Origin of the sequence: Pseudomonas sp. SHLD1, assembly GCF_028640935.1 — a bacterium.
GTDB classification, from domain to species: domain Bacteria; phylum Pseudomonadota; class Gammaproteobacteria; order Pseudomonadales; family Pseudomonadaceae; genus Chryseomonas; species Chryseomonas aestiva.
Genome location: NZ_JAQZAD010000035.1, coordinates 250,638 through 265,713 on the forward strand (window position 1 = coordinate 250,638; position 15,076 = coordinate 265,713).

A 15,076-nucleotide genomic window follows, 5' to 3' on the forward strand; every position below is an offset into this window, starting at 1 on the left:
TTTAGTAGGTTTGCAAGAAGAGTTGACCAATGGCAGCACGATCCACCCCTGAAAAACCGCTCTCCGAAGTCGCCGGGCGGCGTCTCTCAAAGGCAGCCCGGCGTCGGCAACTGCTGGAAACGGCGCGGGTCATCGTTCGGGAAGAAGGCGCGGATCGCCTGACCCTGGGCTATCTGGCCGTGCAGGCGGGCGTTTCCAAGCCGGTCGTCTACGAGCATTTCGGTACCCGCTCGGGACTGCTCATCGAGCTCTATCGCTGGCTCGATCTGGCGCAGATGGATGCCTTTCGCCAGGCCATGACCGCGCGGCAGCAGAGCGCCGAAGAAGCCACCACGGCGCTGGCCGAAGGCTACATCCGCTGCGTGACCGACATGCAGGGTGAGGTTGGCGTGCTGGCGGCGGCCCTGGCGGGAAGTGAGGAAAAGACGGCGGTGTACCAGGAACTGCTGGAACATGGCACCCAGATGGTGGCGGCGGTGCTCACGCCGCACAGCCAAAGACCCGCCGCGGAGTTGCAGGTGTCCTGCATCGGTCTGGTCGGCGCCGGCGAGGCCCTGGCCGCGGCCGTGGTGCGTGGGGCACTGGGCGAGCGCGAGGCCATCGAGGCCTTCACCCGCCTGGTGCGCGCGGTGCTGTAGCCGGCGGCGCTAGTAGACGTCCTTCAGATAGCGCTTCTGCTCGCTCATCCCGCGCAGGTACTCGCTGGCGGCCTCGTCGCTGAGATGGCCATGGGTCGCCACCACCTGGCGCAGGGTCTGGTCGACGTCCTTGGCCATGCGGCTGGCGTCGCCGCAGACATAGACGCGGGCGCCGTCCTGCAGCCAGCGCCAGACGTCGGCACCGCGTTCGCGCAGCCGATCCTGCACATAGATCTTCTCGGCCTGGTCGCGGGAGAAGGCCAGGCTCAGTTCGTTCAACAGGCCACCGCGCTGGAAGGCTTCCAGTTCGTCGCGGTAGTAGAAGTCATGGGCGGCGTGCTGCTCGCCAAAGAACAGCCAGTTGCGGCCCCCGTCGCCCCGGGCGCGACGCTCATGGAGAAAGCCGCGGAAGGGCGCGATGCCGGTGCCGGGGCCAATCATGATCAGCGGGACGTCGCCCTGGTCCGGCAGGCGGAAATGGCGCGAAGGCTGGATATGCACCTCGGTGGTGGCCTCGCCCAGGCGGTCGGCGAGAAAGCTGGAGGCCACGCCCTTGCGCTTACCGTAGCGCACCGCCGAGACGGTGAGGTGCACCTGGCCGGCATGGGCCAGGGGGCTGGAGGCGATGGAGTAGAGGCGTGGCTGCAGGCGCTTGAGGCTGCCGAGCAATTCGCCGGCGTCGTGGCGGGCGGGAAAGCGGGCCAGTACATCGGCCAGTTGCCGGCCCCAGAGCCAGGTCTTGAGTTCGTCGCGAGCGGCCAGCAGGGCGCGGCAATCGGCACTGTCGCTGCGCTCGGCGATCAGCGCCAGGGTCTCGGGGTTGGGGCGGGCGATCTCATAGTGTTCGCTCAGCGCCTGGCGCAGCGACAGCTCGCCGACCTTGGCCACGGCGACCGACTGTTCGCCGTCCAGTCCGGCGAGGGCGAGGACTTCCTCGACCAGCTCCGGGCAGTTGCGCGCTCTCACGCTCAAGGCGTCGCCGGCCTGGTAGGCCAGGGGCTGATCGGATTCGAAACCGAACAGCCGGACCTCCTTGTTGGACCCGGCACTGTTGAGTCTTTGGTTGATGACCAGTCGCGCAGGCACCGCCGTCGGGCGGCTGGTTGCGGTCGGGAGGGTGACGGGCACGTGCTCGGCCTGGGGCGCCAGCTGCCCTTGCAGGGCGGCCAGCCAGGCGTCGGCGCCGTCGAGGTCATCGGCGTCGCAGTCCAGGCGCGGGCAGAGGCGCCGGGCGCCAAGCTGAGCCAGGCGGGCGTCGAGGCGCTGGCCATGGCCGCAGAATTGCTCGTAGGTGGAATCGCCCAGGGCCAGCACGGCGTAGTCCAGTTCGGCCAGGGAGGCGTCGAGCCGATTGAGGCCCTGCCAGAAGGCCTGGCCATTGTCCGGCGCCTCGCCATCGCCAAAGGTGCTGCTCACCAGCAGGACGCGACGGGCTCCGGTCAGGCGTTCCACGGCATAGGCGGCCATGTCGTGCAGCTCCACGCTGAGACCGGCCTGGCACAGGCGGGCAACGCAGCGCTCGGCCAGGGCTTCGGCGTTGCCGGTCTGGGAGGCCCAGAGCACCACCAGATCGGCCGGCGCGGTGGGGGCCATGGCCAGGCCGGCGGCCCGGCTTTCCGGCAGGCGGCTGAACAACCCGGCGAGCAGGCCGTCGAGCCAGAGGCGGGTGTCGGCGGCCAGCGGCGCCTGGGCCGGCAGGCAGGGCACGCCCTGGGCACCACCGTCGCGCAGACCGTCCATGAAGCCGGCCAGGTAGGTGCGTTCGGCCGCGCTGAGCTGGGGCCGTACCGCGGTCGCGACCCCGGTGAGCTCGGCCAGCCGCGCCAGGGCGGGCAGCTGGATGCTCTCCGCGACAGGCTCGTCGGCCGGCAGCTGGCGATGGGGAATGGTGGCGACCCGGGTCAGGCGCACGGCGCAGACCTTGAGTTCCGGTTGCAGCGAGAGCGGATCGACGGCGTCGCTGGTGACGGCGTTGATGGCCAGGTCGCTGCCCTGCACGTCGGCCCAGTGAAAGGGCGCGAAGCAGTTGCCGGGCTGGACCCGGTCGCTGACGGTCACCGGCAGCACCGCGCGGCCGCGGCGGGAGGTGATCTCCAGGCGGTCGCCCTCCGCCAGGCCCAGGGCCTCGGCATCCCGGGGATGCACTTCCACGAAGGGCGCCGGATTGAGGCGGTTCAGGGCGGCGATCTTGCCGGTCTTGGTGAGCGTATGCCACTGGTGCTGCAGACGCCCGGTGTTGAGCACGAAGGGGTAGTCGGCATCGGGCAGCTCGGCCGGGTCCAGGTGCGGACGGGCGAAGAAGTGGGCCTTGCCACTGGGCGTGGCGAAGTTGAGCGCGGTCGGTTCGCCGGTTTCGTCCAGGCGCAGGGTCTGGCTGCGGCCGTCGTTGCGATAGCGGATCGGCTGGCGCGGATCGCTCTCCGCGCTGCGGCAGGGCCATTGCAGCGGCGTCTCGCGCAGCCGGGCATGGCTGGCGCCGCGGAGGTCGTAGCCGGTCTGGGGGTTGTGGAATTGCTTGATCTCGTCGAACACCTCGGCGGCCGAGGCGTAGCTGAAGTGTTCGCCATAGCCCAGGGCACAGGCCACGTCGGCGATGATCCGCCAGTCGGCGCGGGCCTCGCCGGGCGGGGTGACGGCCTGGGGCGCCAGGGTCAGGTTGCGCTCGGAATTGATCATGACCCCGTCGGCCTCGGCCCAGAGCGCGGCGGGCAGGAGGATGTCGGCGTAGCTGTTGGTCTCGGTGTCGAGAAAGGCGTCCTGGGTGATCACCAGTTCGGCGGCCTGCAACCCGCGGATGACCGTCTCGCGATTGGCCACGCTGGCCACCGGGTTGGTGCAGATGATCCAGCAGGCCTTGACGGTGCCGGCGGCCAGCTCCTCGAACAGGGCGACGGTGCCCTGGCCCAGGCGGGTGTGCAGGGTGCCCTCCGGAATCCGCCAGGCGCGCTCGACGAAGGCGCGGTCGGCGGCGGACAGCAGGCTGCGCTGGCCGGGCAGGCCGGGCCCCATGTAGCCCATCTCGCGCCCGCCCATGGCATTGGGCTGTCCGGTCAGGGAAAAGGGACCGCTGCCGGGGCGGCAGATCTTGCCGGTGGCCAGGTGCAGGTTGCACAGGGCATTGGTGCTCCAGGTGCCGTGGGTGCTCTGGTTCAGGCCCATGGTCCAGAGGCTGGTCCATTCGCCGGCCTCGCCGATCCAGCGCGCCGCGGTGCGGATATCCGCCTCGGTCAGCCCGGTCCCCGCGGCCACCCGTGCCGGGGTGTAGTCGGCGAGAAAATCGGGCATGGCCGCCCAACCTTCGGTATGGGCGGCGATAAAGGCTTCGTCTATATGGCCCTCGGCGTGCAGCAGGTGCAGCAGGCCGTTGAGCAGCAGCAGATCGGTGCCCGGACGCAGTTGCAGGAAGAGATCGGCCTTCTCGGCGGTGGCGGTGCGCCGCGGATCTATCACGATCAGCTTGGCGCCGCGCTTGACCCGATCCAGCAGCCGCAGAAAGAGGATGGGATGACAGTCGGCCATGTTGGCGCCGCTGACCAGGAAGAGGTCGGCGCGGTCGAGGTCGTCATAGGAACCGGGCGGGCCGTCGGCGCCGAGGGACAGCTTGTAACCGGTGCCGGCGCTGGCCATGCACAGGCGGGAATTGGATTCGAGCTGGTTGGTGCCGATGAAGCCCCGCGCCAGCTTGCTCGCCAGGTACTGGGCCTCCAGCGACATCTGGCCGGACACATAGAAGGCGATGGCGTCGGGTCCGTCGCGATCGAGGATGGCGCGCAGGCGTTCGGCGGTGGCGGCGATGGCCTGGTCCAGCCCGGTCTGCACCGGTTCGTGGGAGCGGTCATGGCGGACATAGGCCTGCTCCATGCGCCCGCTGTCCACCAGCGCCTGGTGGCTGGTGCTGCCCTTGGTGCAGAGCCGGCCGCGATTGGCGGGATGATCGCGATCGCCGCCGACCTTGGTGATCCGGCCGTCTTCCACCTGCATGACGATCCCGCAGCCGACGCCGCAGTAGGGGCAGACGCTCTTGATGTGGGTAGTGGCCATGGCAAGGATCCTTCGAAAACCAGAAAGCGAAAAGGCGCCGGTCGCGCTCCCCGGAGGGAGGCGAACACGGCGCCTTTGTCGTGAAAGGAAGCGATCGGCGTTGACCGCTCCAGGCCAGGGATTTAGCAAGGCCCGCGCCAGCTTGGCCCGGCGCGCGCGGGGAGCGCATTCCTACTGGTCTGGCGGGGTGCCGGCGGCGCCGGCCGAGGTCGCGGCGATGGCGGTCGCGATGCGCCGTGACGGGGCAGGCCGGCCACGTCTTGCACCGTTGTGGTTCTGCTCGGCGGACGTGCGGACAGCCGTCGGCAGGGCACTCGGCAGGCCGCAGCCCGCGCCAGCGGCGGATCTTCAGGCGATCAGGCGGAACTGGCACAGCCGATGCAAAAGCCCTGGCAGACCCGCACATTCGGGTCGCCCGGTCGATCAACGGTGATCGACAGCCACCGCAGGCGACGGGCACGGAGCAGAGCCTAGGGCTCCTCCCTACCAGAACAGGCAAAGGCGCCTGAGACCGCAAGGTTTCAGGCGCCTTTTTATTTGCCGCGAATCAACCTGATTGGCCTCGGCCGGGGGATAGCCTCCATGAACAGCATCGTGACCCGCAAAGAACGTCTGATCGTCGTCGGCAACGGCATGGTCGGCCATCACCTCGTCGAGCAGCTGCTGGCCGCTGGCGCCCTGGACCACTACGAGATCCATGTCTTTGGCGAAGAGCGCCAGCGCGCCTATGACCGGGTCCACCTCTCCGAGTACTTCGCCGGTCGCGATGCCGAATCCCTGGCCATGAGCGAAGCCGGCCTCTATGCCGTGCCCGGCCTGGTGCTGCACCTGGGCTGCGCGGTGACCGCCATCGACCGCGAACAGCGCGAGGTGCTGACCCCTGAGGGCGCCTTTGGCTACGACCGCCTGGTACTGGCCACCGGCTCCTATCCCTTCGTACCGCCCATCGAGGGCGCCGAAGGAGACTCGCGCCTGGTCTATCGCACCCTGGACGACCTGGACACCATCCGCCTGGCCGCCGCCAGGGCGCGCCGCGGCGTGGTGGTGGGCGGCGGCCTGCTCGGCCTGGAGGCGGCCAATGCGCTGAAATCCCTGGGCCTGGAGGCCCATGTGGTGGAATTCGCGCCGCGCTTGATGCCGGTGCAGCTGGACGACCTCGGTGGCGCCGCGCTCAGGCAGCGCATCGAGGACCTGGGCGTGGGCGTGCATCTGTCCAAGGCCACCCAGAACATCACCGCCGGCAGCGAGTATCGCTACCGCATGAACTTCGCCGGCGAGGATTTCCTCGAGACCGACCTGATCCTGTTTTCCGCCGGCATCCGTCCCCAGGACGCCCTGGCCCGCAGCTGCGGCCTGGAACTCGGCGCCCGCGGTGGGGTGGCGGTGGACAACGGCTGCCTGACCAGCGATCCCTTCATCCATGCCATCGGCGAATGCGCCGCCTGGAACGGCAGCATCTTCGGCCTGGTCGCCCCGGGCTACCAGATGGCGCGCCTGGTGGCCGCCACCCTCTGCCATGGCCAGGCCACGCCCTTCACCGGCGCCGACATGTCCACCAAGCTCAAGCTGCTGGGCGTGGACGTGGGTTCCATCGGCGATGCCCACGGCGCCACCCCGGGCGCGCGCAGCTATCGCTACATCGACGAGGCCAGCGCCAGCTACCGCCGCCTGGTGGTCTCCGCCGACGGCAAGCACGTGCTGGGCGCCGTGCTGGTGGGCGACAACAGCTACTACGACACCCTGCTGCAATACGCCCAGAATGGCATCCCGCTGCCCCAGGATCCGGCCAGCCTGATCATGCCGGTGGGCGAGGGCGCCCCGACCCTGGGCGCCGATGCCCTGCCGGCCACCGCTACCCTGTGCTCCTGCCACAACGTCACCAAGGGCGCGCTCTGCGCCGCCATCGACGCCGGCTGCACCGACCTCGCCGGCATCAAGAGCTGCACCAAGGCCGCCACCGGTTGCGGCGGCTGCGCGGCGCTGGTCAAGCAGGTGTTCGAGCACGAGCTGATCGCCCGGGGCGTGGAAGTCGACAAGAGTCTCTGCGAGCACTTCGCCCATACCCGCCAGGAGCTCTACCACCTGGTCCGGGTGGGAGGCATCCAGAGCTTCGACGAGCTGCTGGCCCGCCATGGTCGTGGTCATCACGGCTGCGACATCTGCAAGCCAGCGGTGGCCAACGTCCTGGCTTCCTGCTGGAACGCCCCCATTACCGATCCGCACCTGGTGCCCCTGCAGGACACCAACGACACCTTCATGGCCAACATGCAGAAGAACGGTACCTATTCGGTGGTGCCGCGCATCCCGGGCGGCGAGATCAGCCCGGAAGGCCTGATCGCCATCGGCCAGGTCGCGAAGAAGTACGATCTCTACACCAAGATCACCGGCGGCCAGCGCATCGACCTCTTTGGGGCCCAGTTGCACGAGCTGCCGGACATCTGGGGCGAGCTGATCGCCGCCGGCTTCGAGACCGGTCATGCCTACGGCAAGTCCACCCGCACGGTGAAGAGCTGCGTGGGCAGTACCTGGTGCCGCTACGGGGTACAGGACAGCGTCAAGATGGCGCTGGACATCGAGCACCGCTACAAGGGCCTGCGCGCACCCCACAAGCTCAAGTTCGCCGTGAGCGGCTGTACCCGCGAATGCGCCGAGGCACAGAGCAAGGACATCGGCGTGATCGCCACCGAGAACGGCTGGAATCTCTATGTCTGCGGCAATGGCGGCATGCGCCCGCGCCACGCCGAGCTGTTCGCCACCGACCTGGATGACGAAACCCTGATCCGCTACATCGACCGGCTGCTGATGTTCTACATCCGCACCGCCGACCGCCTGCAGCGCACCTCGGTGTGGCGCGAGTCGCTGGAGGGCGGGCTGGACTACCTCAAGCAGGTGATCATCGACGACAGCTTGGGCCTGGGCGCCGAGCTGGAAGCCCAGATGCAACTGGTGGTGGATCGCTACGAATGCGAATGGGCCAATGCCCTGAACGATCCCGACAAGCTCAAGCGCTTCCGTACCTTCGTCAACCAGCGCGGCAACGACCCGGACATCCACTTCGTCAAGGAACGCGGCCAGCGCCGGCCGGCACGCCATGGCGAACTGCACCTGATCAACCTGACCGAGGAAGCCTGACCATGACCCAGACCAATACCGCCCGCACCCTGGAGCCCCGCTGGCAACCCCTGTGCAGCCTGGCCGACCTGGTGCCCCAGTCCGGCGTGGTGGCCCTGCACGAGGGTGAGCAGGTGGCGCTGTTCTACCTGCCGGAGACCGAGCAGAAGGTCTTTGCCGTGGGCAACCGCGATCCCAAGTCCGGCGCCAACGTCATCGGCCGTGGCATCGTCGGCCAGCTGGGCCCGGATCTGGTGATCGCCTCGCCGCTGTACAAGCAGCACTTCCGCCTGGCGGACGGCGGCTGCCTGGAGTATCCCGAGCAGGCCTTGCCCACCTGGGCGGTGCGGCTGAATGGAGAGCGGGTGGAGATCGCCTGAGGCCTTTGCGTCCGGCCTTCCCTCACCCCAGCCCTCTCCCGGGGGGGAGGGGGCGGTACGGAGTGGGGCGGGGCTTCGTGCGTAGCCTGGACAACGGCGCAGCCTTGTCCGGGTCTCTCGCCGTGCGATGCGACCCCACTGTTGCGCCTGCCGCAGTGCAGCGTTGCGCAATCGGGAGCTGACTAGGGCGGCGAAATGACCGCCCCGGGTCGATACTCAAGGAGTGGGGACGCTGTCTGCCGATCCTGGCAATCGTCCCGTGGGAGGTCACCATGCGCCTGACAAGAACAATTCGCTCCGCGCTGTTCATCGCCCTGCTCTCGGCCCTGGCCGCTATCGCCCTGCTGGAGGGCTGGCGCGCGCAACCGGTGGGCGAACTCACCCTGCGCGCCGATCCGGTCTGTACCCATGGGTATGCCCCCTATGGCTGCTATCCGGTTCCGGCCCGAGGGGGCGATCTGGGCTGGCTGGAGCGCCTCTAGGTCGTCAACCCGCCGGCAGGTCGGTTGCCAGCAGCGCTGCCAGCTCGCGACCCGTCAGGGAGGGACCGAACAGGGCCCCCAGGACCTCGTCGCAGTGCCGTGCCTGGAGCCAGGCCAACTGGCCAGGCGTCTCCACGCCCGTCGCCGTCACCCTGAGGCCCAGGGTTCGTCCCAGGCCAATCAGAGCCTGGGCAATGGCGGCATCGACCTGCTGATCCTCCAGGCGCGCGACCAGACGGCTATCCAGGCTGATGCCATCCAGCACGGGGTGGCGCAGCGAGTCGAGGGCGCCTGAGCCAGTGCCAAGGTCGGCCAGGCCCAGGCGCACGCCCAGGGCCTTGAGCGCCTGCAGCGGCGGCGCCAGAGCGCTGTCTGCCTGCAACAGCGCCTCGGGCAGCTGCAGCTCCAGGCGTTCCGCTGCCAGGCCGCTCGTCTGCAAGGCGCGGGCGACCGTCGCGACCAGGGCCTCGCCATCCGCGCGCGGGCGAGCGGACAGGCCGACGACCAGCTGCAGCGGCGCGGGCCAGGCCGCGGCAGCGTGACAGGCGTTGTCCAGCAACCAGAATTCCAGGGGAACGCTGAGTCCGGTTTCTTCGGCCAGGGGCAGGAAAGCCTCCGGCGGCAGCAGGCCGCGCCGCGGATGGGCCCAGTGCAGCCGCACCTCGATGCCGCTCAGCCTGCCCTCGGCGGCGCTCCGACGGGGCAGGTAACCCAGGCGCAGCTGGTCGAGCGCCAGCGCCTGGCGCAGCTCCTGTTCCAGGTCACGCCGCTGGCTGAGCTGGGCGTCCATCGCCGGAGCATGAAAGCACCAGCCGTTGCGGCCCGCGGCCTTGGCCTGATACAGCGCGATATCCGCCAGGCGCAGCAGGTCCTCGACCTGGCTGGCCTGCTCCGGCGCCTGGGCGATGCCGATGCTGGTCCCGACGCTGACCGACTGTTCCTCCAGTAGGATGGGTCGGCCGATGGCGTTCACCAGGCGCGCACAGATCTGGTCGACGGTCGCCCCATCCAGGTGACCGAGCAGCACCACGATGAATTCGTCACCGCCCAGGCGCGCCACCAGGCCGCCAGGTCTCAGACTGGCCTGCAGACGCCGGGCGATTTCCTGCAGCACCCGATCGCCGGCGGCGTGGCCGAGACTGTCGTTGACCGGTTTGAAACGATCCAGATCCAGGCTGAGCAGCGTCAGCGGGGTCCTGGCTTGCGTCAGCTTGCGCGCCAGGTAGTGCTGCAGTTGCAGGCGATTGGCCAGGCCGGTCAGGCTGTCGTGTTGCGACAGGTGTTCGATTTCCGCCTGGGCATTGACCGCGGCGGTGATGTCACTGGCGGTGCCGCGAAAGCCCGCGTCCTTGGGCAGCGGCCGGGCGGTGATCTCGCAGACCCGGGAGTGACCCAGGCGGTCGCGATAATGGCAGCGCAGCACCTGGCGCTCGTCGAGGTGTCGAGCATTGCCCTGCAGCCAGGCAGCCAGCGGGGTCGTCCCGCTGCTGAACAGCTCCGCCAGCGGCCGCCCGAGCCAACTGCCGGGTGCATGCCCGGTGATGCGGGCGAAGCGTTCGGAGAGATAGGTGATGCGGCCCGCGGCATCGCTTTCCCACAGCCAGTCGGAGGCGGCCTCGGCGAGTTCGCGAAAGCGCCTTTCGCTGCGACTCAGCTCGGCCTGGCTGGCGACCAGGGCATCGAACTGCTGGTCGAGCTGCCGCGCCGAATTCAGCGCATGGCGGATCAGCAGGGCCAGCACCAGCCCGAGCAGCAGCACCCCGGCCAGGAAGACCGGCAGGGTGCGGCGCAGGAGCTGGGCGCCGGGTTGCGGCGGTTGCCAGTTGAGCAACAGCGGTGAATCCAGCAAGCGCAGATATTCGTGATCGACCAGGGGCACCCGCGACGCTGCGAGTCGCGGCAAGCCATAGGTATCGCTGAGATGGGCCAGGGTGTCCGGATCGAGCACGTTGACGAACAGCATCACCGAGGGCGCGCCGGGACCCGGGGCCACGCTGTAGCTCGCGCCGGGCGTGATGGTGGCCGCGGCGACCAGCGCCGGGACACCGCCCACGCTCAGCACCCGTACCAGACTCTCGGTCTCGCCAGGGCGCTGGCGGGTGGCCGCCAGCAGGCCGGCCAGGTCGCCTTCGAGCCACTGCGCCGCCGCGCGCTCCGTCGGCCGGCCATCGATCACCGCATAGACGGTACGATCCTGCGGATCCAGCACGAAGACCCCGTTGTAGCCATAGAGCTCATAGGGGATGTCGCCGACGTTGCGCTCGTCGTTGGCCCAGAAGAGGTCGACCGTCAGGTGCAGGTGCTTGTAGGCCTCGCCCCACTTGGCGTAGTTGATGATGTTGTGGCCGATCTCGTTTTCGACCTGCACCAGGGTGCGGTCGATATAGGTCCGGGCGCGTTGCTGGACGTCGGCGTCCTGGCTGGTGGCGGTCCTGATCAGCAGGTAGCAGCCGAGGCCGAGCAGGATCGGCAGGGCGCAGATGACCGGAAAGAGGCGCAGCAGCAGATTGTGGCTGCGGCGGGTGGCGATGGGCGTGGACGGCATGGCGAACCTGGGCGGTGCTGGACGACAGTCAGGATTCCCACGCGGTGGCCAAGAAGGGCGCGAGGGGTGCCTGGCCAGCGGCCATTATCCGCCACCGCCCCCCAGCCGTCTGCTCGCGGTCTGACCAGGGGCAGCGCTGAGCTGCCCGGACGGTCGACCGCTCAAGGCCGCGGTGGATAGCTGACGAGCAGCTCGTTGATCAGGCGGCTGGAGGCGGCGCTGCGTTGGGCGGGTGTGGCGTTCTGGTCGTCCAGCAGGCGCTCTTCGCTGGCGCGCCAGACCAGCTTGCCGTCACGGCCATCGAGCATGTCGAGCTGGACCGTCATCACCGGGTAGGTGACGGTCTGGGTGCGCACATAGCTAGGCCCCCAGGGGCCGGGACCCCAGGCGGAGCCCCAGGGACCGCCCCAGCCCGGGCCCCAGTAGGGGTCGGCATAGCTGTAGCTCTGCTGGCGCTGATCGAGGATCACATAGAGCTTGATCTTCAGATCCGGGCGCGTGCCTGCCACCGCGGGGCGCAGCCCGCGCTGGTCGAGGCCGCTGCTGACCGAATCGCGCAGGCGCTGCTCGGTCAGATCGCTGCGCACCCGCGGATCGTTGGGGCGGTACTCGATGGCCGGATCCGCCCAGCCCCAGCTGCGATAGGCGGCGAAGTCGCGGCTGGCGTCATAGTCCAGATTGCGCGGGCCACGCTCGGCGCAGGCCGCCAGCAGGAGGACCGCGAGCAGCAAGAGGCAACGTTTCATGGGCGATCCTCTGAGGTGAGCGCGCTAGTCTGCTTGGACTGGCTTAAGGGCCACTTATCCCTTCAGCTCGGCGGATAGTTGGCCAGCAGGCGGCGGGTGGTGTCTCTCAGGGTACGCGCGCGTTCGCCGCTGTTGCCGCCGCTGGCCTGCTCGGCGGCCGAGTGCCAGAGCACCCGGCCGGTGGCGGGATCGAGCAGTTCCACCTCCAGCACGTCGACCAGAAAGGTCCGGGTGCGGGTCCGCGCCTGACCGACGCTGGCACCATAGCCGGGGCCGTAGCCATAGGGTCCGTAGCCATAGCCGGTGTCGTAGTAGTCGGTGTATTGCTCGCTGCGCTGTTGCTGGGTGAGGCGGGCTCGCACCTGCAGATCGGCGCGGGCACCGCCGATGGCCGGTCGCAAGCCGCGCTGGTCGAGGCCATCGGCCACTGCCTGCTGCACCGTCTGGCCATCCAGGCCGCCGCTGACCACCGCGGCGCCCGGTGCCCAGCTCCAGGTGCGATAGCGACTCCAGTCACGCGGGGTGGGCGGATAGGCCGCCGGATCCTGCTGCGGCAGCACCGGCACCGAGGCTTCGGGCAGGCTGCTGGCGACATAGGGATTGGGCGTCTGGCAACCGGCCAGGGCGAGCAGCGCGAGCGACAGGCAGAACAGGGGGCGACGCATGACCGGTTCCTCGAAGGAATGCTGGCCAGAGCATACCGCGCCCGGGGTCATCCTGCCTCAGGTTGGCAGAGCCAATGCAGATAGCGCCCCAGGCCCGCGAAAGCCGGGTGCCTCCGGTGGGCCAGTTCCATGGCCACCAGCGCTTCGCCGTCGGCACGGGTCTGGAATTCCGGCGGCATGTAGTCGTGAAAGACCCGGACGCCACTGCGCGCTCGGATCCGCCAGTCCGGCGCTAGCCAGGCCTCGACCTCGCGCGGATCGAGGGGCTGTTGCGGCGTCAGGCCGCGTTGGCCCGCGCCCGCGTAGTCACGCTGCCTGAGTTTGCGAAAATGCCCCTTGAGCAGATTGCGATAGATCAGGGCGTCACGGTTGTAGAAGGCCAGGGACAGCCAGCCGTCCGGCGCCAGGCAGCGCTGCAGGGTCGGCAGGATCGCCGGGGGCGTTTCCAGCCATTCCAGCACCGCGTGGCAGAGCACCAGGTCGAAGGGCTCGGCGAAAGCGGGCAATTCCTGCCAGGGCAGCGCCAGCCAGTCGGCGTCGAGTCCGGCGGCGGCGAAGGCCTCCCGGGCCCCGGCCAGCATGGGCGCCGAGGGTTCGGCCAGGGTCACGGCATGGCCCTGCTGCGCCAGCCAGAGACTCATGTGGCCGAGCCCGGCACCGATGTCCAGCACCCGCAGCGGGCGGTGCGGCAGCACTTCGGTCAGGTCCGCCTGCAGCACGGCCAGGCGGATGGCGCCCTTGGTGCCGCCATAGATGTTGGCCGCGAAACGGGTGGCGCGGTCGTCGAAAAAGGTATCGCTCACGGCAGGAAGCGCCTCTCGTTGTCGGCCAGCTTGGCCAGTACCGCCTGCTCCACGTCCAGCTCCAGCTCGCTGCCCAGTTGCAGCAGATAGAGCAGCACGTCGGCGATTTCCTGGCCGGCGTGCTCGCGCTCGGTGGCGCTCAAGGTGCGGGCTTCGGCATCGCTCTTCCACTGGAAGATCTCCACCAGCTCGGCCATCTCGACGCTGGCGGCCATCGCCAGATTCTTGGGGTTGTGATAGCGCCGCCAGGCGTTGGCCTCGCGGATCGCGTGCAGGCGGGTGAGCAGGGCAGGGAGGTCCATGGGCGTCCGAGGGTCGACAAAACGCCATTCTCCCATGGCGAGACGGCTGTCGTCCGCCGGCCTGCGCGACAGCCTGGCGCTGTTGTTCTACCCTGGGCCCATCACCGCTATGCTGGCTGCTGGAGCCCTGATGAAATCTCGCCTGTCCGGACTGGGCTTGGCCCTGCTGCTGATCACCGGCGTCGCCCATGCCGAAAAGCTGCTGCTGGAAGGCACCCTGGGCCAGGCCCGGGTGGTGGTGGAGGTCGATCCCACCGCCAACGACGAAAGCTATGGCCGCTATTTCTACGACCGCTATCGTCGCGACCTGCGCCTGAGCGGTCCGGCGCAACCGGGCGACCGGCTGAAGCTGGAGGAGGGTGCGCCCTGGCAGGACGGCCCCAAGGCCAGCTGGGTGCTGACGCGCGGCCAGGACGGCTCCTGGACCGGCACCTGGAGCGGTGCCGGCAAGACCCTGCCGCTCGCCCTGGCGCCGTTGCAGCTGGAGCCGCCGGACGCTACCGATCGCTACCGGCAGACCCTGCGCCAGGACGATCCCTATGAATATCGCCGCCTGCAGGGACTCACGCTGGAACAGGGCGAGCGCCAGACCTTCATGGGTCGTGGCCTGCGCTGGTGGCGCGAGCCGGTCTCGGGCATGCGGCTGTTCACCGTGGAGGGCGCCAGCGAGGCGGCCAATGCCGTGCTGCGCGAACGACTCTGGGCGGAGGTCGATGCCCATCTGAGCTGCATCGGCCCTGACGGCGAGCACCGCCTGCAGGTGACCCCGCAACTGCTCAGCGAGCGGGTGCTCAGCGTCAATCTGTTCAGCCAGTACAGCTGCAGCGGCGCGGCCCACCCGGATTTCGGCAGCGCGCCCCTGACCCTGGATCTCCAGACCGGCCAGGAGTTGGCGCTGGAAGACTTTCTCTGGCTGGGCCACGGCCAGCCGATCCGTCCGCAGCCGGAGGATCGCTATTCCCAGGCCCTGGCGGACTATCGGCAACGGACCCTGGCGCCCTGGGTGATCCGGCTGTTCACCCGCCTCTATCCGCCGCTGATGCAGGCGCCCGCCGACGGTGAGGGCTGCGACTATCGCAGCGCCGACGTCTGGCAATTCGCGCCCTGGTACCTGACGTCCAAGGGCCTCTATCTCGGCCCGACCTTTTTCCGCGCCGCCCGCAACTGCGACGAACCCGGCGGCACCCTGGTGCCCTACGCCGAGGTCCGCAAGCATCCGGGGCCGCTGGCGGGATTGCTGCCCCGCTAGGGCACAGGCGGGTGCCGGGTAAGGTTGGGCTTCGACGATGGAGCCGTCTCGACCCAACCTACAAGACCAGTCGTAGCGCGGCGAATTGCATGGCGTTTTCACCGGGAAGCAAGG

11 protein-coding genes are annotated in these 15,076 nt (G+C 69.1%); 5 read left to right on the forward strand and 6 right to left on the reverse strand.

Annotation, left to right across the window (positions count from 1 at the left end; translation table 11 throughout):
- Positions 1-29: 29 nt before the first annotated feature.
- Positions 30-638, forward strand: coding sequence for a TetR/AcrR family transcriptional regulator (locus PVZ77_RS24760; RefSeq protein ID WP_273808685.1), 609 nt, complete (start codon positions 30-32; stop codon positions 636-638).
- Between the two features lie 9 nt (positions 639-647).
- Here the strand turns inward: PVZ77_RS24760 and PVZ77_RS24765 are convergent, their stop codons facing one another.
- Complete coding sequence (locus tag PVZ77_RS24765) at positions 648-4,679, reverse strand: bifunctional nitrate reductase/sulfite reductase flavoprotein subunit alpha (protein ID WP_273808686.1); 4,032 nt, start codon at positions 4,677-4,679, stop codon at positions 648-650.
- Between the two features lie 582 nt (positions 4,680-5,261).
- Between PVZ77_RS24765 and nirB the strand changes: the two genes are divergently transcribed.
- From nirB to PVZ77_RS24780, 3 genes are all read left to right on the forward strand, one after another.
- On the forward strand, positions 5,262-7,811 hold the full coding sequence (nirB, locus tag PVZ77_RS24770) for a nitrite reductase large subunit NirB (protein WP_273808687.1): 2,550 nt from the start codon (positions 5,262-5,264) through the stop codon (positions 7,809-7,811).
- 2 nt (positions 7,812-7,813) lie between these two features.
- Positions 7,814-8,170 (forward strand): nitrite reductase small subunit NirD, encoded by a 357-nt coding sequence (nirD, locus tag PVZ77_RS24775; RefSeq protein ID WP_273808688.1) that lies wholly within the window; start codon positions 7,814-7,816, stop codon positions 8,168-8,170.
- Between the two features lie 272 nt (positions 8,171-8,442).
- Positions 8,443-8,652, forward strand: a complete 210-nt coding sequence (locus PVZ77_RS24780) for a hypothetical protein (protein ID WP_133859878.1) — start codon at positions 8,443-8,445, stop codon at positions 8,650-8,652.
- Positions 8,653-8,656: 4 nt separating this feature from the next.
- Here PVZ77_RS24780 and PVZ77_RS24785 read toward each other — a convergent pair whose 3' ends face one another.
- From PVZ77_RS24785 to PVZ77_RS24805, 5 genes are all read right to left on the reverse strand, one after another.
- On the reverse strand, positions 8,657-11,197 hold the full coding sequence (locus PVZ77_RS24785; protein ID WP_273808689.1) for a bifunctional diguanylate cyclase/phosphodiesterase: 2,541 nt from the start codon (positions 11,195-11,197) through the stop codon (positions 8,657-8,659).
- A 161-nt stretch (positions 11,198-11,358) separates the two neighbouring features.
- Positions 11,359-11,943, reverse strand: coding sequence for a DUF4136 domain-containing protein (locus tag PVZ77_RS24790; protein WP_273808690.1), 585 nt, complete (start codon positions 11,941-11,943; stop codon positions 11,359-11,361).
- Between the two features lie 62 nt (positions 11,944-12,005).
- Complete coding sequence (locus tag PVZ77_RS24795) at positions 12,006-12,608, reverse strand: DUF4136 domain-containing protein (RefSeq protein ID WP_273808691.1); 603 nt, start codon at positions 12,606-12,608, stop codon at positions 12,006-12,008.
- Between the two features lie 47 nt (positions 12,609-12,655).
- Positions 12,656-13,411 (reverse strand): methyltransferase domain-containing protein, encoded by a 756-nt coding sequence (locus PVZ77_RS24800; RefSeq protein ID WP_273808693.1) that lies wholly within the window; start codon positions 13,409-13,411, stop codon positions 12,656-12,658.
- Positions 13,408-13,713 (reverse strand): nucleotide pyrophosphohydrolase, encoded by a 306-nt coding sequence (locus PVZ77_RS24805; protein ID WP_273808694.1) that lies wholly within the window; start codon positions 13,711-13,713, stop codon positions 13,408-13,410. Before PVZ77_RS24805 ends, PVZ77_RS24800 begins: the two co-directional genes overlap by 4 nt.
- 130 nt (positions 13,714-13,843) lie before the next feature.
- Between PVZ77_RS24805 and PVZ77_RS24810 the strand changes: the two genes are divergently transcribed.
- A complete protein-coding gene (locus tag PVZ77_RS24810; RefSeq protein ID WP_273808695.1) occupies positions 13,844-14,962 on the forward strand; it encodes a hypothetical protein in 1,119 nt (372 codons plus the stop codon).
- Positions 14,963-15,076: the final 114 nt, after the last annotated feature.

Excerpts from the sequence above, each read along its gene's own strand:
- PVZ77_RS24795 (WP_273808691.1), bottom strand. The coding sequence starts at position 12,608 with ATGCGTCGCCCCCTGTTCTGCCTGTCGCTCGCGCTGCTCGCCCTGGCC.
- nirD (WP_273808688.1), top strand. The coding sequence starts at position 7,814 with ATGACCCAGACCAATACCGCCCGCACCCTGGAGCCCCGCTGGCAACCC.
- PVZ77_RS24785 (WP_273808689.1), bottom strand. The coding sequence starts at position 11,197 with ATGCCGTCCACGCCCATCGCCACCCGCCGCAGCCACAATCTGCTGCTG.
- nirB (WP_273808687.1), top strand. The coding sequence starts at position 5,262 with ATGAACAGCATCGTGACCCGCAAAGAACGTCTGATCGTCGTCGGCAAC.
- PVZ77_RS24790 (WP_273808690.1), bottom strand. The coding sequence starts at position 11,943 with ATGAAACGTTGCCTCTTGCTGCTCGCGGTCCTCCTGCTGGCGGCCTGC.
- PVZ77_RS24780 (WP_133859878.1), top strand. The coding sequence starts at position 8,443 with ATGCGCCTGACAAGAACAATTCGCTCCGCGCTGTTCATCGCCCTGCTC.
- PVZ77_RS24765 (WP_273808686.1), bottom strand. The coding sequence starts at position 4,679 with ATGGCCACTACCCACATCAAGAGCGTCTGCCCCTACTGCGGCGTCGGC.
- PVZ77_RS24760 (WP_273808685.1), top strand. The coding sequence starts at position 30 with ATGGCAGCACGATCCACCCCTGAAAAACCGCTCTCCGAAGTCGCCGGG.
- PVZ77_RS24805 (WP_273808694.1), bottom strand. The coding sequence starts at position 13,713 with ATGGACCTCCCTGCCCTGCTCACCCGCCTGCACGCGATCCGCGAGGCC.
- PVZ77_RS24810 (WP_273808695.1), top strand. The coding sequence starts at position 13,844 with ATGAAATCTCGCCTGTCCGGACTGGGCTTGGCCCTGCTGCTGATCACC.